Below are 17,309 nucleotides of genomic sequence, written 5' to 3' on the forward strand. Positions count from 1 at the left end.
CCCGGGGGTGGGGGCGATCGTCCGCGATGCCTCTCGACGGAGGAGATATGAACATGTCGTTCGACCGCTTCACGCCGCGCGGGCGGCGAGCGGGGCTCTTCGCCCTGATGCTGCTGCTCACCGGGTTGGCCGCGCCGGCTTCGGCGAGCGAGGCCGAGCTCAAGCTGCCCGACCTCCGGCAGGTGTCGTTCTTCGGCATCGACGGCCACACGCTGCTGCTCTTCGGGCTCGGCATCTGCCTGCTCGGAATGGCCTTCGGCGTCTGGATGTACACCCACCTGCGGAACCTGCCGGTCCACCGGTCGATGCGGGAGATCTCGGAGCTGATCTACGAGACCTGCAAGACCTACCTGACCACCCAGGGCAAGTTCATCCTCATCCTCTGGGCGTTCATCGCCGCGATCATCTTCTATTACTTCGGCTTCCTGCGGCACTTCCCGATGGACCGGGTGTTCATCATCCTCGCCTTCTCGCTGGTCGGCATCGCCGGCAGCTACGGGGTCGCCTGGTTCGGCATCCGCATCAACACCTTCGCCAACTCGCGCTCGGCCTTCGCCAGCCTGCGCGGCAAGCCGTTCCCGACCTACGAGATCCCGCTCAAGGCCGGCATGTCGATCGGCACGCTGCTCATCGCCACCGAGCTCGTGATCATGCTCGCCATCCTGCTCTTCATTCCGGGCGACTACGCCGGCCCCTGCTTCATCGGCTTCGCCATCGGCGAGTCGCTGGGCGCCGCGGCGTTGCGCATCGCCGGCGGCATCTTCACCAAGATCGCCGACATCGGCGCCGACCTGATGAAGATCGTCTTCAACATCAAGGAAGACGACGCCCGCAACCCGGGCGTGATCGCCGACTGCACCGGCGACAACGCCGGCGACTCGGTCGGCCCGACGGCCGACGGATTCGAGACCTACGGCGTCACCGGCGTCGCGCTGATCACCTTCATCCTGCTCGCGGTCAAGGAGCCGGCCACCCAGGTGCAGCTCCTGGTGTGGATCTTCGCCATGCGCGTCATGATGATCGTCACCAGCATCGGCTCCTACTGGCTCAACGAGGCGGTCGCCCGCTCCCGCTTCAAGGAGGCCGAGAAGTTCGACTTCGAGGCGCCGCTGACGTCCCTCGTCTGGGTGACCTCGCTGATCTCCGTCGCCGTGACCTTCGGCGTCTCGAACAGCATGATCCCGACGCTCGGCGACGGCACGCTCTGGTGGAAGCTCGCGTCGATCATCAGCTGCGGCACGCTCGCCGGCGCGATCATCCCCGAGCTGGTCAAGATCTTCACCTCGACCCGCTCGGGCCACGTGCAGGAGGTCGTCACCGCTTCGCGCGAGGGCGGCGCTTCGCTCAACATTCTCTCCGGCCTGGTCGCCGGCAATTTCAGCGCCTACTGGATGGGCCTGGCGATCGTCTCGCTGATGTCGGTCGCCTACTGGGTCTCGACCCAGGGTCTCGGCGGCCTGATGATCGCCCCGGCGATCTTCGCCTTCGGCCTCGTGGCCTTCGGCTTCCTCGGCATGGGCCCGGTGACCATCGCGGTCGACTCCTACGGCCCGGTCACCGACAACGCCCAGTCGGTCTACGAGCTGTCGCTCATCGAGGAGATCCCGAACGTCAAGGAGGAGATCAAGAAGGAGTTCGGCTTCGAGCCCGACTTCGTTCGCGCCAAGCATCACCTCGAGGAGAACGACGGCGCCGGCAACACCTTCAAGGCGACCGCCAAGCCGGTGCTGATCGGCACCGCCGTGGTCGGGGCGACGACGCTGATCTTCTCGATCATCGTCGTGCTGACGCACGGCCTGACCGAGGGCAAGGAGTTCCTCTCGCTGCTCCACGCTCCGTTCCTGCTCGGTCTCGTCACCGGCGGCGCGGTGATCTACTGGTTCACCGGCGCCTCGATCCAGGCGGTCTCCACCGGCGCCTATCGCGCCGTCGAGTTCATCAAGAAGAACATCAAGCTGAACGACGAGGGCGGCAAGGCCTCCGTCGAGGACTCGAAGAAGGTCGTCGAGATCTGCACCCAGTACGCCCAGAAGGGCATGTTCAACATCTTCCTGACCGTCTTCTTCTCGACCCTGGCCTTCGCCTGCCTCGAGCCGTACTTCTTCATCGGCTACCTGATCTCGATCGCCCTCTTCGGCCTCTACCAGGCGATCTTCATGGCCAACGCCGGCGGCGCCTGGGACAACGCCAAGAAGGTGGTCGAAGTCGACCTCAAGGAAAAGGGCACGCCGCTCCATGCCGCCACGGTGGTCGGCGACACGGTCGGCGACCCGTTCAAGGACACCTCCTCGGTGGCGATGAACCCGGTCATCAAGTTCACCACCCTCTTCGGCCTGCTCGCCGTCGAGCTGGCGATCGAGATGGAGAAGAACACCACGACGGTGATGGCCGCCATCTTCTTCGTCATCTCGGCCTTCTTCGTCTGGCGCTCGTTCTACGGCATGCGGATTCCGAAGGAGATCTGAGTCCGGCGCCCGCCAACGGCGGGCGATCGGCGGTCCGTGCACGACGGCCCCGGGGCGACCCGGGGCCGTTCTCGTTTCGGGAAGTGCGGCGGGCGCCCGCGCCCGGCGCGGCCCAGGGCGACCGACCGGGGCGGTGGGGATCCCCGGATCAGCTCAGGGCGATGAGCACGAAGAGCTGGGCGCCGACGACGCGCAGCAGCATCGTCAGCGGATAGACGGTGGCGTAGGCGATCGACGGCGCATCGCTGCCGAACCTCTGGGTGGCGTACGCGAGCGCCGGCGGATCGGTCATGCTGCCCGAGAGCACACCGCAGATCGTGACGAAATCGAGCTTCATCACCGCCCGCGCCACGATGCCCGCGACGACGAGCGGAACGATGGTGATCACCGCGCCACAGGCGACCCAGAGCAGCCCGCGCGGGGTCGCCACCGTGGCCACCAGCTTCTCGCCGGCCTTGAGCCCGACGCAGCCGAGGAAGAGGGCGATCCCGAACTCGCGCAGGAGGGTCTTGGCGGCGTTCGGCATGTAGACGAGAAATGGGCCGATCCGGCCGAGCCGAGCGAGCAGGATGGCGACCAGCAGCGGACCGCCCGCCAGACCGAGCTTGACCGGGGCCGGCACCCCGGGAATCGAGATCGGCCAGGACCCGGCCAGAATCCCCAGCGCGATGCCGAGGAAGACCGGGATGATCTGCGGCCGGTCGAGCTCCTCCCCCGAATCGCCGAGCTCGCGGGCCGCTCGCCCGATCGCCGCCTCTTCGCCGACGACCATCAGCCGGTCGCCGAACGCCAGCCGCAGCCCCTTGGCCGGGGTGAATTCGACGCCCGAGCGGATCACCCGCGTGACGATCACGCCGTAGGTGTCGTGCAGGTCGAGCTCGTCGAGGTCGCGCCCGACGACCTCCTTCTTCGTGACCACCACCGGCCGGAAGGTGATCTGGCTCGGCAGCTCGGGGAGCGCGAGGTCGCTCTCCTTGCCGACGATGACCTGGAAGGCATCGAGGCGCTTCTGGGTCCCGACGGCATGCAACACGTCCCCCACGGCGAGCGGCAGGCCCGGCCGGGCCACGCTCTGCGAGCCGGCGTGGTAGACGCGCGTCACGACGACGCCGCGCCCGGTCAACTCGAGCAACTGTTCGACGGCCATCCCCGCGAGATTCGGGTTGACCACCTCGTAGTCGTGGATGACGATCGGCGCCGACGACGAACGGTGGACCCGTTCGAAGACCCTCCGCTCCTTCTCCGGATCGATGCGGAAGAGCTTCTCGACGATGTGCATCGTCGCGAGGATGCCGAGGATGCCGAAGGGGTAGGCGACGGCGTAGCCGAGCCCCAGCAGCTCGACCGCGTCGGCCGGTGCGCGCGCCACGTCCTTGAGTGCCTGTTGCGCGGCACCGAGGCTCGGCGTGTTGGTGACCGCGCCCGAAAGCACGCCGACCGCCGCCGGCACACCGATGCCCGTACCCCATGCCACCAGCGCCGCGAGCGACGAGCCGCCGACGACGATGCCGGCGGCCAGCAGGTTGAGCGCCAGCCCCTGTTTGCGGATCGACGAGAAGAAGCCGGGGCCGACCTGCAGGCCGATCGCCCAGACGAACAGCACCAGGCCGAGCTCGCGCACCAGGTCCATCGTCGCGTGATCGAGCGTCAGGCCGGCTTGGCCGACGAGCAGCCCGGCGAACAGCACACCGCCGACCCCGAGGCTCACCCCGCGCAGCCGCACGGCGCCGAGAGCCAGGCCGAGGCTCGCGACGATCGAGAGGACGAGAAGCGAGTGGGCGACCGAGCCTTCGTGCAGGACGTCGAGGAGAGCTTGCATCGGGTGGGCCGCGCCCGGGGCGGGCGCTCCGCCCCGATGATAGCGAAACCGCCCGGGTCGCCGTCGGCCTACCAGAGATAGTCGCGGGCGATCGCGCGCTTGTCGCGCCCGGCGAGCAGGTGCACGACCCGGACCTTCCGCAACGTCGCCGGCGCCAGGGCGCCGAGCGGGACGTGCAGGATCCTCTTGCCCTGCTCGGCCGCTCGCCGCTGCATCGCTCCCGACGGCGGGCGCCTGGCCACCTGCACGACCAGTCGCCCGAGGCTGTAGTCGATCGCCGCGGCCAGCAGGGTCTCGGCCTTGTCGCGCGCCGAGGCGTAGTCCGGGTCGCTCCACACGTCCCAGAGCCGGCCCGGCGGGTGGACGAGGAGGAAGCCGCCGTAGGTCGCTCGCAGGATGCCAGGGCCGACGACCTGGGCCGCCGGATCGGTCGAGTAGAACGCCATGTCCGACTCCTGGTGGTGCTCGCCGTGCCAGGTCATGCGGAACGGGAAACGCTCACCGCTCGCGTCGTGGTCGCGGTCGAAGATCACGACCACCGACCCCGCCTCGCCCGGCACCCGCCCCATTTCGCGCACCCGGACTCGACGGTCGTCGCCGAGGTGGCGCAGCGTCTCGCGCAGGTCCACGCCATCGAGAAAGCTGCCGCTGAACGGTTCGCTCCGCTCCCGCTCTGCCGAGAGCAGAGCCACGGCCTTGTGCCGCAGGTAGCGGCCGTACTCTTCGACGACCAGATCCTCCGGCGGGTAGGAGCAGAGATCGCCGGTCGAAAAGGCCCGCAGCCACTCGTCCGGATCCTCCGGTCGCTCCCGTCGCCTTCCCGAGAGGGCGAGCGGCCGGCTCTTCGTCCGCAGGAAACGCCGCCGGAAGCGGATCCGCCGGCTGCCCAGGTCGAGCTCGTCGCCCTCGACCCGCGCGGTGGCGATCTCTGCGTGCTCGCCCTGCCACGGATAGGCCCGAAGAACGTCGAAGAGCTCCCAGGCGAGGTTGTCGTCGCCCACGCCCCGCGCCGCGACGGTCCACTCGTAGAGCCCGGGCACCAGCCTGCCCTCGACGTGCGCGTAGCGTCGTGCGAAGTCGAAGAAGAGCCGACGCTGCCAGGGGGCGACCGTCCCCTCGGTCTGCTCGCGGTAGGAGGCCACCGCCACCCGCCAGGCGGCCCGCCCGAGCGCCCAGCGATCGGGCGCCACGACTCCGCCGGCGAGCGCTCGCGCGGCATGGCACGCCGCGAAGTCCGCCACCTCGCGGAGGCGATCCCGCCTCTCCTCTGCCGAGGCGCCGGCCAGCAGGCGGAGACCGCGCCGCTCCAGCACGACGCGCGGAGCGATGGCCTTCTCGAAGACGCTCCGGATCGACTCGTCGCCGCTGCGCCGTCGCTCCCAGACGGCATGCGCCAGCGGCGGCTCGGGCAGGAGCGCCGTCAGACTCTCGGGATGGAGGTGGGCGAGCTCGGTCGTGGCCCGACGCACCCGGCCAAGCGGCGCCGCGAGCGGCCCGGCGGCGAGCCGGCTCGCCAGACGCCGCGCGTGCGCGGCGCCGACCACCACCAAGAGCGTCCCGGGTGCGATTCTCGCGGCAGCTTCGCGCACATGGTAGGCCATGCCGGCCTCGCGAGCCTCGTCCTCCGGTCCGCCCTCCTCCGGGCAGGCGTCGACGAGCAGCGCGAGGTAGCGCGCACCGCCGAGCGCCCAGAGGGCGTAGGGATCGGGCACCGGGTCGCGGTGGCGCTCACCATAAGGGAGATCGGGGTCGATCAGGGCCCGTGTCCGCCCGCGCTCGTGCGCCCAGCGCAGCGCCTCGGCAAACGGCTCGGCCGGGGCGCAGGTCCACACCAACGCGTCCTCGCCCGGCTCCTCGGAAACCACCAGCGTGATGCGCGGCAGTCGCACGACGGCGCGCTCGGCCGCGGCGGCGAGCGAGCGCGGCAGCTCGACGGCGACGCCGGCCGGATCGAGCTTCTCGAGGACGGCACGCACCACCGCCGTGCACTCGACGCTGTCGTGGACGACCGGCAGGATCCGCACACCGGCCACCGCCTCCGGCGCCAGCCGATCGAGCGGGAGCTCCCGGCCCGGCCGACTCACGCGTCGTCGAGGAGAGCCCGCTCCTCGGCCGAGACGGCGAGCTCGAGGGCGCGGCCCACCGCCTCCTCGGCGTCGGCGGCTTCGCGGCGATGGAGCACCTTCATCGCATAGCGCACGAGATTGATGCCGTCGCGCGCCGTGTAGCGCAGGTCCGCTTCGTGTGCGGCGCGCAGGAAGCCGAGCACGTAGCGCACCACCTCGGCATCGGCGAACGGTACCTGTGCCTCGAGGATCGCCCGCTCTTCGTCCTCCTCGGGGAAATCGACGACGAGCTGCGGCATGAGGCGCGAGTGGATGTACTCCGGGACCTCGAACGTCGAGGCGTCCTCGTTCATCGTGGTGACGAAACGGAAGCCCGGATGGGCGTGGACGCGCACTCCGGCGACGACGCTCTCGACGTAGCGGCGATGGTCGAGCAACGGGGCGAGCGAGGCCCACGACTTCTCGCTCATCCGGTTGCCCTCGTCGAGCACGCATGCGCCCCCGACGATCATCGCCGAGACCAGCGGCGACGCCATGTAGCGAACGCCTCCGCTCGGGTCGAGCACCGGCGAGACGATCAGGTCCTCGGGACGGGTGTCCATCGTCGCCTGCATGACGAAGACCGGCAGGCCGAGCTCGCGCGCTGCCGCACAGGCGAGCGTCGTCTTGCCGACGCCCGGCTTGCCGAGGAGGCGCGGATGGAGCGGCAGGTCGCTGTCGTCGATCAACGTCCAGGCGGCGAGGAGCTGGAGGAGGACGTCACGCTGCCCGATCCACGGCGGGCTCGCGTCGAGCGGCCGGGCAAGGTGCAGATGCACCCCGTCGATCGTCACCTCGCGCGAGCCCGAGGGCGCCGGAGCCGGGCTCTTCACGGTTCGTGTCTCGTCATCGGGGCGCTCCGCGATGAGCCGTCGTCTCGCGCCCGACGGCGCTCGGGCTACTCGATCTCGAGGAGGAGATCGCCCCCCTCGACGGCCTCGCCGGCCTGCACGTGGAGCTTGCGCACCGTGCCTTCGCGCTCGGCCTGGATCTCGTTCTGCATCTTCATCGCCTCGAGCACCAGGAGCGGCTCGCCCGCCTGCACGGCCTGCCCCTCGACGACGCGCAGGGCGACGACCCGGCCCGGCATGTAGGCGTGGATCTGCTGGCGCCCCTTGCCCGCGTCGGCGCCACGGCTCACGCGAGCCAGATGGGTGAGCGGGTCGGCGACTTCGAGAGCCTCCGACTGACCGTCCCAGCCGACCTGGTAGCGGCCGTCGGGGAGCGGCCGCACGGTGACGTCGAACTGGCGGCCGTCGACCAGCAGGCTCGCCAGGTTCGCCCGCAACACCGCACGATCGACCTCGTACCGCCGCTCTCCGGACTCCCCCTCGATGGCCACGACGAAGCCCTCGCCGCGACGCTCGACGCGCAGCCGTTCGTCCTCGGTACCGCGACGGATCACGAGCTCCATGAGGCCTCCCGCAGCGCACCACGGCGCGCCGCTCGCCGCCAGTTCGGGCGGCTTCCGTCCGCGGTGCCCGCCGCCGCGACTTCGTGCGCCCGTTCGAAGTGGGCGATCGCCGCCGCAACCAGCGGCAGGTCCGGAACCCGTTGGACACTCGGCCGCGCGAGCTCACCGGCACCGAGCCGGCGATCGAGCCAGGCGATGTCGAACCGCCCGGCGCGGAAGTCGTCGTCGGCAAGCAGCGCCTGGAAGAGCGGAATGTTCGTGCGGATCCCCTCGACGCGGATTTCGGCGAGCGCACGCGAAAGTCGCGACAGCGCCTGGGCGCGGTCGGCCCCCCAGACGATGAGCTTGGCGAGCATCGGGTCGTAGTGGATCGAAACCGAGGAGCCTTCGTAGACGCCGGAATCGACGCGCACCCCGGGACCCTGCGGCCAGCGCAGGCGATTGATCGTTCCGGGCGAGGGCTGGAAGCGATTGTAGGGATCCTCGGCATAGAGCCGGACCTCGACCGCGTGCCCGCGCGGGACGACCGCGTCGAACTCCGGGCCGAGCGGCTCGCCGCTCGCCACGCGCAACTGGGCGACCACCAGATCGAGGCCGGTCACCAACTCGGTGACCGGATGCTCGACCTGCAGGCGGGTGTTCATCTCGAGGAAATAGAAGCTGCCGTCCGGAGCGAGCAGGAACTCGACGGTTCCCGCATTGACGTAGCCCACCGCCGCGGCCGCACGCACGGCCGCCTCCCCCATCCGCCGTCGCAGGTCGGGATCGACCACCGGCGACGGCGACTCCTCGACCACCTTCTGGTGGCGCCGCTGCAACGAGCACTCGCGCTCGCCGAGCGACACCACCTTGCCGTGCATGTCGCCAAAGACCTGGATCTCGACGTGGCGCGGCTCCTCGATGTACTTCTCGACGTAGACCGCGTCGTCGCCGAAGCTCGCCGAGGCCTCCGAACGCGCCGAGCGGAACGCCTCGGCCAGGTCGGTCGGCGTCCGCACCATGCGCATCCCCTTGCCGCCGCCGCCGGCCGAGGCCTTGATCATCACCGGGTAGCCGACCTCGGCGGCGAGCTTCTGGGCACTGGCGAGATCGGGCAGCGGATCCTGACCGCCGGGCACCACGGGCACGCCGGCGGCACGCATCAAGCGGCGGCTCTCGATCTTCGAGCCCATGGCGGCCATCGCCTCGGGCGGCGGACCGATGAAGGTCACGCCCGAGTCCCGGCAGAGCTTCGAAAAGGCCGCGTTCTCGGAGAGGAAGCCGTATCCGGGGTGGATCGCGTCGGCGCCGATGCGCTGCGCGAGCTCGACCAGCGCCTCGCCGCGCAGGTAGCTCTCGCGCGACGGTGCCGGTCCGATGCAGTAGGCCTCGTCGGCGAGCAGCACCGGCAGGGAGGCGCGATCCGGCTCGCTGTAGACGACGGCACCGTCGATGCCGCAGTCGCGCAGGCCGCGGAGGATGCGCACGGCGATCTCGCCGCGATTGGCGATGAGGACTTTGCGAATGGTCTTCACTCGGGATCCCGTCGTTCGGAAGGTGCGGGGATGATACCAGGACGCGCGGTGCGGGCGAGGGCCAGCAGCGCCATCAGGGCCAGGCCGGAAACCGCGGTGGCGAGCTGCAGCGGCCGGCGATCGACGGCGACCCGCACGCGATGGGTGCCGGCGGGCACTTCGACCGCCAGCCGCGTGAGGTTGGCGACACGCAGGGTCGTCGCCCGGCCGTCGACCGTGCCGCGATAGATCGGCAGGAAGGCGCGGCGCAGCACGAGCAGGCCACCGGCCGGAGAGTCGACCTCGACCTCGAGCTCGTCGCCGCGGGTGCGCACGAGCGTCGCCGTTCCGGAAGGACGGCGCTGCGCGATGTCGTCGCCGGCGAGCACAGCACGCTGCCGCGGATCGAAGCCGGGATCGAACACCGCTTCGAGCGCCGCGTTCATGTGGGGAGCACCGTTCGTCTCGCCGACCACGACCGCCTCCGGCAACGTCCCGAGAACGCGATAGGCCCGTTGGACGGTGGCGCCGAAGAGGGGGCTCTCACCGAGCGGCTCGACGAGCCCACGCGCCTCCGGTTCGATCTCGCGATCGAGCAGCAGGACGTCGGCGCCGACGGCGCGCAGGACCTGCAGCCGGCGGCGGTCGCCGAAGTGCCGCATCCCGAAGGCCAGCGCATCGGTCATGAACTGGTCGAGCCCTTCGGGCGAGGGGTCGAGCTCGAAACGCATCCCGTGAAGCTGCCCGCTCCAGGGAGCGAGCGAGAGCTGGCGATAGCGCGCCAGCCAGACGGCGCTCGCCCCCGGCAAACGCACGACCGCGTCCTTCGAAACCGCGAAGAGGTCGTCCACGCCGCCGTTGACGATCGCCGCCCCTGCCGGCAGGCAAGCAGCGATCGGCGACAGGTGCCGGAGCTCGGAGGTCTTGTCGGTGGCCAGAGCCGGCGCCAGGAAGAGCAGTTGGCTCGTCCCGTGAATCACCAAGAGCATGGCGAGCCCGAGCTCGGGACGGCGTCGGGAGACGGCGAGGCCGACCGCGAGCAGCAGGGCCAGCACGAGACCGAGGAATCCGAGGGCCTGCCAGCGGGAGATCTCGCTCGGGATCTGGTCGGCGGCGAGTCGGTCGCCGGCCACCCCGGCCATCCACTGTCCGAGCCCGGCGGGGGCGAGCGCACCGACGCTCCACACCGTGCCGAGCGCGAGCCCGGCGAGGGAGAGCGCCGTTGCCGCCCCGCGCCGGCCGGCACCGTCGAGCAGCCGACGGGCACCGAGGCCGCCGAGCAGGCTCATTCCCATCGCCGCGAGCAGCGTGAACTTCACCGGGAAGCGAAAGAGACCGGCGCCAGGCAGCGTGTACAGTCCTCGCAGCAGAGGGTTCGACTCGGCCCCGGCGAGGAACATGCCCACGGCCACCGCCCCCCAGCCCCACCACCCGATCCGGCCCGGCCGACGACCCGAGGCGGCCACGAGCGCGCAGGTGAGCAGACCCGGGAGCAGGGAGAAGAAGAGTGGCTCCTCGCCTCCCGACAGACGCTGCCCCCAGAACAGCAACTGATCCGGCCGGCCGAAGGCGAAGGGGACGAGCCACTCGATTAGCAGCCGCGGATCCCAGCCACCGGCCGTGGTCCGGGCATAGCCCCAGAAACCGCGATAGGAGAACCCGAGAATCCGCCCCAGCTCGACGAGCTGGGGTGCGGCGAGCAAGGTGCCCAGCGCGAAAGCGGTGGCGACCCATCCCCATCCGGCCCGCCGTCCGTGTCGCACCAGGGCCGCCGAGAGGGCGGCGAGGGCGGCGATCGCTGCCGTCACCGGGTCCCCGGCGAGCAGCTCGAGCATCCACAGGAGGGCGCAGGCGACGAACGCGCGCGCTCGGCGCTCGGGCTCGCCGAGCGCCAGCGCCGCCGCGGCAAGCGCCGGCGCCACGGTGACACCGCCGACGAGGTTCGCCATGTTCAACTGCGACACGAAGTGCCCGGAGAAGGCGAAGAGCACCCCGGCCGTCCAGGCCGGGAGTCGCTCGAGCCCCCAGCGCCGCGCCAGGGCGAACATCGCCCACGGGGCGAGCAGCCAGTGCAACCAGAGGTGGGCGTTGAGCGCCCAGAGCGTCGAGCCGAGAAGGAAGAGAAGGTTCGTCGGATAGAACGGAAAAGCGTTCAGGTTGCCGAGGTACGGCTGCCCTCCGGCTCGCAACGGGTCGACCGACGGCAGCTCGCCGCGCCGCAGCGCCTCGGCCCCGAACGCCTTGAGGGAGACGTGTGTGTTGATCACGTCGCGCAGGCAGAGCGTCCGCTCGCCGCTCGCCAGCGGCCAGACGACGACGGCGAGGGCCAGCGTCGCCGGCAGCACGAAGAGCAGGAGGAAGCGTCTCATCGGATGGGAGCCACTCCCAGAGCGACGAGCGCAAGCACCGCGAACCCCGCCACCCATCCCGCGGCACGCTCCGCTGCCGCGCTCACGTCGACGACCAGCCGGTGTTTTCCGGGCGGCACCTCGATTCCGAGCAGAGCGACATCGACGGGTCCCGTCGGCACCCGCGCCCCATTCTCGAGGGTCGCCCGGTAGAGCGGCAGATAGGCGCGGCGAATCACCACGAGGCCGCCCCCGCCGTCGATCTCGAGCTCGAGCCGGTCGGACGATTCCGCGACGAGCGCGACGCGACCTCCGGGCGCATGGGCGAGGGCTCGCGGGACGAGCGAGAGCTGGCGCGGGTCCTCCACCGCGGCGAGTCGACGAACCGCGCGTCCGAGGTCGGGCTCGACGTCGACCCGCTCGGGCCACCAGGCTCGAGGCTGTCGAGCGCGAGTGGCGGACGCATCCGGCACCGCGTAGAGCGACGTGGTGAAACCACCGTGCCGACGCGAAGCAGTTCGGGGAAGTGGCACCTGCTCGTCGCCACGGACCACGAGAGCGTCCGCTCCCAACCGGCGAAGCCAGACGACCCGCTCCCGCCAATCGAGGCGCCGCAGCTCCAGCTCGAGATGCGCCGAGAGGGGTGACTGCAGTCCGACGAGATCGGGGGCGAGCGGGTAGGTCATGCCGAAGAGAGCCCCCGGCGCGGCGGCGAGATCGGCCAGGTCCAGGCGGGCCCGGGCGGCGGCATCGGCCGGGGCCTCGTCGCCGGCGGGCAATCGCTCGAGCGCCTCGAAACGAGCCACCGCCGCACCGGCCGGCAGGAGCGCACGCCAAGCCGGCCCCTCTCGATAGGGCTCCGTCGCGTCGGTTGCCCAGAGCGGCGCGAGCTGGAAGAGGCCGAGAAGCTGCAGACCGACCAGCGCTGCGGCACTTCGCCGCGCCACCGTCGCCGCACCGACCAGGAGCCCCGCGGCGACGAGACCGAGCGCCGCCAGCCGGATCTGCACCCCGGCCGCCGGGCCTCCGATCGCCGACCCGGCCCAACGGACCACCACCTCCGCCGCAGGCGCGGCGAGCAGGAGCAACGCCACGCCTCCGACCGCGAGGAGCGCAGCACCCGCCACCAACCGGTGGCGCGCCGCGGCAGCCCACGATTCCCACGCCGAAAGCCCCTGTCCGGCGAGCACACAGGCCGCCAGGAAGAACCAGAAGAGGAACTTCTCCGGATAGCGGAAGAGACCCGCGGAGACCGCGCCGAGGAGGCCAGGCGCGACCCCTCCGAGCCAGGCGAACCCCAACCCCGCGACAGCCAGCCAGGACCACCAGCTCGCTCGACGAGCGGCGGCGATGGCGAGCAGGCCTCCGACCACGCCGACATGGAGACTGAAGACGAAGGGCACCACGGGGAACCAGTCGAAGCTCCAGTAGTCGAACGGGCCGTAGCGGGTCGGCCAGCCGAACGGCAGCGGGAGGAGGAGCTCGAGCAAGCGCACCGGGTGAAGCGCGAAACGACCGGCCGCTTCGCCCGCCCCCCAGAACGCCCGGGTCGAGAAGCCCACGACCCGCAGAGTCGCGACGAGCTGCGGCGCGGCCACGGCGAGGGCGCCCGCGAACGTGCCCGCCGCGCCCACGAGTCCCGTCCTCCAGCCGTGACGCTCGACGGCCACCAGCAACAGCGGCACCAGCCCGAGAGCCGCCGTCACCGGCTCACCACCGAGCAGTGCGAGCCCGAGCGCCAAGGCGGCGAACGACCAACCCCGCCGACCTCCGCGAGCCACCCCGGCAAGAGCGAACGGCCACCACGCCGCGACGACGACGAGGTTGTAGAAACTGAGGGCCGAGAGGCCGTAGCCGCAAGCCGCCCAGGTCACTCCGGCGAGCAACGCGGCGAGCGGCGGCTGACCGAGCTCGCGAGCGAGCCGGCGCATGGCAAAGAACCCGAGCAGCCAATGGAGCGCGAAGTGGAGATTGAACGCGCTCCAGAAGGGCAACACGAGATAGAGCAGGTTGTCCGGGTAGAAGGAGAGAGTGTTCGGGTCGCCGCGGTAGACCTGGCCAAGCGCCCAGGCGGGATCGACCGCCGGGATCCTCCCGGCGGCGAGCTCGGCGGCACCGAAGGCCTTGGCGGGGAGCCCGGTCGCGAAGACATCCCGCAGGAAGAGGGTGCGATCCCCGAGCGCCAGGGGCAGGGTCAGCGCGAGCCAGAGCAGCAGCAGAGCCCCGAGGAGGCCCCGGGCGACTCTCCGCTCGTCCGGCAACGGGCCACGCGTCACGGCCCTTAGAATACCCGCCATGCTCGTCGCCCTCGTGCGCTCACTGCGCCCCGCTCAGTGGTCGAAGAACCTCTTCGTCCTGGCTCCCCTGCTCTTCGCTCGGCGGCTGGGCGACCCGGCTGCCCTGCGCGATGCCGCCGCAGCGTTCGCCGCCTTCTCGGCGGCCGCGAGCACGACCTATCTGCTCAACGACCTCGGCGATCGCGAACGCGATCGTCGCCATCCTCTCAAGCGAGAGCGCCCGATCGCCTCGGGCGCTCTCCCGCCGGCAGTCGCCGCGATCGCCGCGGTCGTTCTGGCGCTCTTCGCCACCGGGCTCGCCTGGCGGCTCGGGACTCCCTTCGCGTTGCTGCTCGTCGGCTACCTCGGCCTCGGACTACTTTACACGCTCGCCCTCAAGCGCATCGTCATTCTCGACGTGATGGCGATCAGCGCCGGCTTCGTCCTGCGCGTGCTCGGCGGCGCGGCGGCGATCGACGTCGCCGTGTCGCACTGGCTCCTGTTGTGCACGAGCTTCCTCGCTCTGTTCCTCGGCTTCTCCAAGCGGCGGCACGAGCTGCTGTTGCTCAGCAACGCCAGCGAACAGCGCCAGGTGCTCTCCGATTACAGTCCGCAGTTCCTCGATCAGATGATCAACGTCGTCACCGCCTCGGCGGTCGTCTCGTACGCCCTCTACGCGGTGGCGCCCGAGACCGTGGCGAAGTTCCATACCGACCGCCTGCTGCTGACCTTGCCGATGGTGCTTTTCGGCGTCTTCCGCTACCTCTACCTGATGCACCGCCGCCCCGACGAGATGCTCAATCCCACCGAAGCGATCCTCCGCGACCTGCCTTTCCTCGCCAACATCGCACTCTGGGCGGCCGCCGCCGCGGCGATCGTTCATGCCTTCTGAGTTGACGACGACTTCGGCCGGATCCTCCCGCCGCCTCACCCTGTTGGCCCTCTGCTTCGCCGCCTCCGGCGCCGCGAGCCTGATGGACCAGGTCGTCTGGCTGCGCTTCCTCTCGCTGACGTTCGGCAATACCACGCAGGCCACGGCGACGCTGCTTGCCGTCTTCATGGGCGGGCTCGGCTTCGGGGCGCTGCTCGGCGGGCGACTAGCCGACCGGCTCCGGCGCCCGCTCGCGGCGTACGCCCTGCTCGAGACCGGCCTCGCCCTGGCGGCCCTCGCCAGTCCCGCGATCTTCGCCGCCATCGACCGCGGCTACGTCTGGACGCATCAGCATTTCTTCGCCTCGCCCGCGATCTTTGTCGCGCTCCGCGTGCTGCTCGCGGCCGGTGCGCTGTTGCCGCCGACCCTGCTGATGGGGGGCACCCTGCCGCTGCTGCTGCGCGGCCTCTCCGACGACGGGCCCCACGTCGGCCGGCGCACCGCGCTGCTCTACGCGCTCAACACGCTCGGCGCCACCGGTGGCGTCGCGCTGGCCGGGTTCGCCACCATCCGCACCCTGGGACTCTCGGCAACCCTGCTGCTCGCCGCCGCGCTCAACCTCGCCGCCGCGCTCGGTGCGCTCGCGCTCTCCCGGCCGGTCGAGACCGCCACCTCGACCGGAACGCTCTCGGCCGGCCGGGCAACGCGGCGTGCCCTGCTGGCGCTCTTCTTCCTCATGGGAGCAACGAGTCTCGGCTACGAGGTGTTGTGGACTCGCGCCCTGGTGTTCCACCTCGGCTCGAGCGTCTATGCCTACAGCCTGATGCTCTCGCTCTTCCTCGCCGGCGTCGGTCTCGGCAGTCTCGCGCTGGTGCCATGGGCCGATCGCGTCACGTCGCCGCTCGCCGCACTCGGCGCGGTCGAGCTCGCGCTCGCCGTCTGGGGTATCGCACAGGTGCCGCTCTTCGCCTCGCTCGCCCGATCGCTCGCCGCATGGTCCGAGTTGCTGCGCCCCCAGAGCTTCGGCGGCGGCACGGTGGTTCAACTGCTCGCCGTCCTGCCGCTCGTCCTCCCACCGACGCTGCTCATGGGTGTCTCGTTCCCCTTGGCCGTGCGAGCCTTCCATCGCGAGCTCGACCCGCTCGGTCACGACGTCGGCAGCGTCTACGGCGCCAACACCCTCGGCTCGATCGCCGGGTCGCTCGGCACCGGGTTCGCTCTCCTTCCGGCGATCGGCACCCAGAGCTCGATGCTCGCGCTCGGTGCGGTCAACGGCACCCTGGGCGCCGCGGTGCTCTTCGCCGCGGCAAGGAGCGGTCTCGGCGGTCGCGCCGCTCGGCTCGCCTCCCGCGTCGGCTGGGCTGCTCCCGTCCTCTGCCTGCTCGCCATGCCGGCGTTCCCTGCGGACGGAGTGATTCTTCGCGCCGGGATCTTCAGCACGGATCAGCCGGACGACCTTCTCTTCTTCGACGAGGATGCGTCGACCTCGGTGACGGTTCGACGCCAACGCGAATCGGATGGACGTCCCTACCTGTCACTCGAGCTCAACGGCGTCAACGTGGCCGGCACCAGCCCCGACCTGTTTGCCGTCCAGATGATGCAAGGGCACCTGCCGCTCCTGCTCGCCGGCGATGCGCACAGCGTGGCCCACATCGGCTTCGGCAGCGGCGGCACCGCCTGGGCGGTCTCGCGCCATCCTGTCGACGAAATCCTCATCGTCGAGATCAGTCCCGAGGTCATCGCCGCGTCGGATCGCTTCTTCGCCGACGTCAATCACGGCGTGCTCAGGGATCCCCGGGTCCAGGTCGAGATCAATGACGGGCGCAACTTCCTGCTCGCCACGCCACGCACCTTCGACGCGGTGCTCTCCGACTCGATCCACCCGCGCTACGCCGGCAACGGCTCGCTCTACACGCGCGATTACTTCGCCCTGCTCGCCAAGCGGCTCGCCCCGCGGGGCGTCGCCTCGATGTGGCTCCCCACCTATTCGCTCTCGCCGCGCAACTACGCGATGATCCTCCGCGCCTTCCAGGAGGTCTTCCCGCACACAACGGTCTGGTACGAGCCGAGCGCCCTCAATGCCTTCACCATCGTCACCGGACGCCTGGCGGCGACGCCCTGGGACGGCGCTGCGCTCGCCAGGGCCTTCGCCGATCCGAAGGTCGCTGGCGAGCTCGCGGCTCTGGGAATCCGCGGACCTGCGGACCTGCTCACCTGCTACCTCGCCGGTGGCGAACGTCTCGCGGACTCGCTCCGCACCATCCCGCCGCACATCGACGACCTGCCGGCAGTCGAATACGAGAGCGGACGACTGCTCGACAAGAACCGGCCGTGGCTCGCCACGTTCTCGGCGTTGCTCGCCCTGCGCCCGGAGACGCCGCCCGACGACTACCTGGCAGCGCTCCCGCCCGACGAACAGGCGCGCGCCCGCAGCCTCTGGGCCGGGCGCGGCGAGCTGCTTGCCGCGCAACGCGCGGCGCTCGCGGCAGCCCTCGCCTCCACGCCCGAGCAGCGCTGA

General features: G+C 70.7%; 10 protein-coding genes. 3 read left to right on the forward strand and 7 right to left on the reverse strand.

Annotation, left to right across the window (positions count from 1 at the left end):
* The first annotated feature begins 53 nt into the window (after positions 1 to 53).
* Positions 54 to 2,465 (forward strand): sodium-translocating pyrophosphatase, encoded by a 2,412-nt coding sequence (locus IPJ17_01195; GenBank protein ID QQR74243.1) that lies wholly within the window; start codon positions 54 to 56, stop codon positions 2,463 to 2,465.
* A gap of 148 nt (positions 2,466 to 2,613) precedes the next feature.
* On the opposite strand, the gene IPJ17_01200 is transcribed toward IPJ17_01195, so the two are convergent.
* The 7 genes from IPJ17_01200 to IPJ17_01230 form a co-directional block, all read right to left on the reverse strand.
* Entirely contained in the window at positions 2,614 to 4,284 is a 1,671-nt protein-coding gene (locus IPJ17_01200; protein ID QQR74244.1) for a putative transporter, read from the reverse strand.
* A gap of 68 nt (positions 4,285 to 4,352) precedes the next feature.
* Positions 4,353 to 6,368, reverse strand: a complete 2,016-nt coding sequence (locus tag IPJ17_01205; protein ID QQR74245.1) for a hypothetical protein — start codon at positions 6,366 to 6,368, stop codon at positions 4,353 to 4,355.
* Complete coding sequence (locus tag IPJ17_01210; protein ID QQR74246.1) at positions 6,365 to 7,222, reverse strand: MoxR family ATPase; 858 nt, start codon at positions 7,220 to 7,222, stop codon at positions 6,365 to 6,367. Before IPJ17_01210 ends, IPJ17_01205 begins: the two co-directional genes overlap by 4 nt.
* Positions 7,223 to 7,287: 65 nt before the next feature.
* Positions 7,288 to 7,803: a biotin/lipoyl-binding protein gene (locus IPJ17_01215; protein ID QQR74247.1), complete on the reverse strand. Its 516-nt coding sequence runs from the start codon at positions 7,801 to 7,803 to the stop codon at positions 7,288 to 7,290.
* Positions 7,791 to 9,317 carry an acetyl-CoA carboxylase biotin carboxylase subunit gene (locus IPJ17_01220; protein ID QQR74248.1) on the reverse strand — a complete coding sequence of 509 codons (1,527 nt, stop codon included), beginning with the start codon at positions 9,315 to 9,317 and terminating at the stop codon, positions 7,791 to 7,793. Before IPJ17_01220 ends, IPJ17_01215 begins: the two co-directional genes overlap by 13 nt.
* The gene (locus tag IPJ17_01225; protein QQR74249.1) at positions 9,314 to 11,665 is read right to left on the reverse strand and encodes a hypothetical protein; all 2,352 of its coding nucleotides are present in this window, start codon (positions 11,663 to 11,665) and stop codon (positions 9,314 to 9,316) included. Before IPJ17_01225 ends, IPJ17_01220 begins: the two co-directional genes overlap by 4 nt.
* Positions 11,662 to 13,941 (reverse strand): hypothetical protein, encoded by a 2,280-nt coding sequence (locus tag IPJ17_01230; GenBank protein QQR74250.1) that lies wholly within the window; start codon positions 13,939 to 13,941, stop codon positions 11,662 to 11,664. Before IPJ17_01230 ends, IPJ17_01225 begins: the two co-directional genes overlap by 4 nt.
* Between IPJ17_01230 and IPJ17_01235 the strand changes: the two genes are divergently transcribed.
* Together IPJ17_01235 and IPJ17_01240 are read left to right on the forward strand one after the other, a co-directional pair.
* Positions 13,940 to 14,812: a decaprenyl-phosphate phosphoribosyltransferase gene (locus IPJ17_01235; protein QQR74251.1), complete on the forward strand. Its 873-nt coding sequence runs from the start codon at positions 13,940 to 13,942 to the stop codon at positions 14,810 to 14,812. The genes IPJ17_01230 and IPJ17_01235 overlap by 2 nt on opposite strands.
* Positions 14,802 to 17,309 carry a fused MFS/spermidine synthase gene (locus tag IPJ17_01240; protein QQR74252.1) on the forward strand — a complete coding sequence of 836 codons (2,508 nt, stop codon included), beginning with the start codon at positions 14,802 to 14,804 and terminating at the stop codon, positions 17,307 to 17,309. Before IPJ17_01235 ends, IPJ17_01240 begins: the two co-directional genes overlap by 11 nt.

This window comes from Holophagales bacterium (assembly GCA_016699405.1).
Lineage (GTDB): Bacteria > Acidobacteriota > Thermoanaerobaculia > Multivoradales > JAGPDF01 > JAAYLR01.